The sequence below is a fragment of the Mesorhizobium sp. M7A.F.Ca.CA.002.04.1.1 genome, from assembly GCF_004022805.1.
Taxonomy (GTDB): domain Bacteria; phylum Pseudomonadota; class Alphaproteobacteria; order Rhizobiales; family Rhizobiaceae; genus Mesorhizobium; species Mesorhizobium ciceri.
Genome location: NZ_RZPL01000810.1, coordinates 1 through 2,402, shown reverse-complemented (window position 1 = coordinate 2,402; position 2,402 = coordinate 1). Strand labels below are relative to the sequence as shown.

General features: G+C 62.4%; 4 protein-coding genes. 1 reads left to right on the top strand and 3 read right to left on the bottom strand.

The features are described from left to right. Window positions 1-260, top strand: a 260-nt coding sequence (locus tag ENZ75_RS28800; RefSeq protein ID WP_164888078.1) for a DUF982 domain-containing protein, incomplete at its 5' end; no start/stop codon positions are given. Between the two features lie 110 nt (window positions 261-370). Here ENZ75_RS28800 and ENZ75_RS28795 read toward each other — a convergent pair. The 3 genes from ENZ75_RS28795 to ENZ75_RS28785 form a co-directional block, all read right to left on the bottom strand. After that, window positions 371-1,177 carry a DUF1194 domain-containing protein gene (locus ENZ75_RS28795; RefSeq protein ID WP_063170236.1) on the bottom strand — a complete coding sequence of 269 codons (807 nt, stop codon included), beginning with the start codon at window positions 1,175-1,177 and terminating at the stop codon, window positions 371-373. A 42-nt stretch (window positions 1,178-1,219) separates the two neighbouring features. Beyond that, window positions 1,220-1,861: a hypothetical protein gene (locus ENZ75_RS28790; protein ID WP_245462583.1), complete on the bottom strand. Its 642-nt coding sequence runs from the start codon at window positions 1,859-1,861 to the stop codon at window positions 1,220-1,222. Window positions 1,862-1,969: 108 nt separating this feature from the next. Next, window positions 1,970-2,389 (bottom strand): DMT family transporter, encoded by a 420-nt coding sequence (locus ENZ75_RS28785; RefSeq protein ID WP_245481273.1) that lies wholly within the window; start codon window positions 2,387-2,389, stop codon window positions 1,970-1,972. Window positions 2,390-2,402 lie beyond the last annotated feature (13 nt).

Sequence of the window (2,402 nt, the reverse complement as noted above, 5' to 3'; positions counted from 1 at the left end):
GGCAAGGACACCCTGCGGAAGAAATCGATAGTGTTGCCGAAGCCATGATGTTCTTGCGGAAATGGCCAACGGGACGGCGCGGTCCGGTTTATCAGTGCGCGCTGAACTGTTGCTCGGCCGCCTTGTCGGGCCAGATGTCGGCCGAGGAAGCAAGGAAAGCGTTCACCGGCTTTGCCCGCATCACGCGCCTTCTCGACGATGACATGGCTTTGCCGGTAGGCGGCGAAGGCAAGGCAAGCGTGCACGCATTGCGGCGATAGGCTGTTGTCCTGACGGTCCTACAAGGTCTCGCGCTGCAGCGGCGCGGGGATCTCGTTGTGCAATGCGCTCCGGGATGGGGCCTCGAAAGTTCGTCCTACATGGCGCACTTTCACAGCGGACGGTCGTCGTTCATGCTTACTTCAGTCACGAGCTTGCGGCGAAGCGCCATGGTGTAGTCGTCTGGCCCCTTCGGCGTCATGACGAAGGCCTGGGAACCGCCAATGACCGATTTGGCAAAATAGGATGCCAGAGGTTGGTCGGGATTCTCATCCTCCGTCGGGATGGCGATGGCATTGATCGTATATCCCTTGGCTATGGCGTTCGACCTGCTCGGCTGGACGGGAAGCCCGTCGTTGTTCTCGCCATTGGAGGAGATATCGATGACTTTCTTTGCGGCCTTTCCCGGGAACTGGTCGAGCAGGAGACTGCCGATGTCGATAGCCGAGGAGACGGATGTTCCGCCACGCCCTCTGCGGATGAAGCCGGTATCGCCTTTCCTGCTGATCACCGCAGCCGCCGCTTCGGCATCTTCCAGTCCGCAGATGCTTGTCCACGGCAGCACGACGCGCGCGTGTCCGGGGCTCGACCACTCAAAATAGGCAACGCCGATGCAACCAATATAATTCCGGCTGATGGCGGCGATGATCTCTGGCGAGGTGAGTGCCGCGGCATGTCCCTCGCGTTGCATATCGGCGATCTTCGGATCGATGGATGACGAAAAGTCGACCGCGAACACGATGGCGACGTCAACGTTCGCGGCATGGGCCGAGGCCCCCCAAAACAGCGAAGCTGCAAGTATTCCTGTCACTCTCGAGATTGAACCGGCCGGCGTCAGGAGACTGCCCCAGCCTGTCGCCCGCACCAGTTTGCGAAAGGATGGGGGGCCGGCGTCCTGATGATACACACTGCCAAACATGTCATTCTCCATCTCGACATCCGGTCGTTTCAAAAAGCGGGTTCAACATGTGGAAATCTGGCGGGTGGCCTTGGTGCCCACGCCGAAGAGCAGCAGATCGGCCTTGGTCCACAAGAGATAACAGCCGAGCAAGGTCAGTGGCATGGCGAGGGCCGCGAAGGAGCCGCTCCACCAGACCTCAGGCAAAGCGCGGGCGAGGGCCACTGTCGTCGCCAGCATTGCCGGCAACCGGCTGGCGAGCACCGCACTGCGGAACGGATCGGGCCAAGCGGCCGGCCAGATCGGAATTGGCGTGCCGGGCCTGTGGAAGGTGCTGCCGAATTTGCCCAGCGCATGCAGCAGGCCGGAGGTCGCCGCAAGCAATGGATCGCCGAGCAGCAACAGGGCAATGCCGAGCCCGATCGCACCCAGGCCCGACAGGAAGTCGCCTAGACGGTTGAGGGCGGGATCGGGAGCATCCGGCCTTGCCCAGGCCCGGTGATAGGCCTCGCCGCCCCAGAAGAAGACCAGGGTGGTCAAGGTCAGCGCAACAGTGCCATGGCTGCCAGCGAAATATTCGATCACCGCCATGGTGACGCTGCTTCCCTCATGCAAGCCGACCGGCGCGGTGGCAATCTGGATCGCCAGACCGACAATGAGGCCGAGCGCATTGCCGCTGTTGTAGTAGCCACCCGGTCCCTTCATGCGGGCGCGAAGCGCCGATACCAAATGTGCGACCGGAAGAAGGATTGTCCGCGCATCCATCACTGCGCCCCCGCGACAAGTCCGGCCGGGTCTGGAATACGTTTCGCATCACCGGCAAGGGCCATCACATTCCTCCACTGGACCTGAATTGTTGGGATGACGATCGCCCGCCCGATTTGCGGACGCAGTTGCAAAGGCAGGGGCCGCGTCGAAGGATTGAACCGAAGCGGTTCGCAAGGACGTGCGTGCCTGCAGCGCTCGGTTCGACATTGCAACGGACAGGATCGCACCCAGGATGATGCCGGCACCCAAGACGCTCGCGGACGAGCTCCGCTCGCCGAGAAAGATTGCCGCGCCCAGCGCCCCGAAAACGCTTTCTGCGCTGACGATCACGGCGGCGTGGCTGGCCGGCGTAAAGCGGAGGGCAACCGTCTGTATGCCGAAGGCAATCGCAGTGGAGAACACGCCGAGGATGGCCAGTTCCGGGCCGGCTGCGGATGCGGCGGCCAGCGACAGATTGCCTTGCATTGCACCGAGCGGC